The sequence below is a fragment of the Weissella muntiaci genome, assembly GCF_008107635.1.
In the GTDB taxonomy this organism is placed as follows: Bacteria; Bacillota; Bacilli; order Lactobacillales; family Lactobacillaceae; genus Weissella; species Weissella muntiaci.
Window position 1 is genome coordinate 42077 of sequence record NZ_SDGZ01000017.1, and the last position, 485, is coordinate 42561.

General features: G+C 40.6%; 1 protein-coding gene. It reads right to left on the reverse strand.

Annotated elements, in window-relative coordinates; all coding sequences use genetic code 11:
* A partial coding sequence (locus ESZ50_RS11730; protein WP_187387593.1) for a hypothetical protein occupies positions 1-485 on the reverse strand: 485 nt, incomplete at both ends.

The window sequence follows — 485 nt, forward strand, 5'->3', positions numbered from 1 at the left end:
CATTACTATTTCCAGTATTACTGTTTCCAGTATTGTTGTCGCCAGAATTGTCTGAACCCGTATTACTGTTTCCAGTATTGTTGTCTCCCGAGTTGTCTGAGCCGGTATTGCTGTTTCCAGTATTGCTGTCTCCTGAGTTATCTGAGCCAACGTTACTATTTCCAGTATTATTATCTCCAGAATTATCGGTTCCAGTGTTACTGTTTCCAGTATTGTTATCTCCAGAATTATCGGTTCCAGTGTTACTGTTTCCAGTATTGTTATCACCAGAATTATCGGATCCAGTGTTACTGTTTCCAGTATTGTTGTCCCCCGAATTGTCTGAGCCTATATTACTGTTTCCAGTATTGCTATCCCCAGAGTTGTCTGAGCCTACATTACTGTTCCCAGTATTATTATCACCAGAATTATCGGTTCCAGCATTACTGTTCCCAGTATTGTTGTCGCCGGAATTGTCTGAGCCTACATTACTATTTCCAGTATTG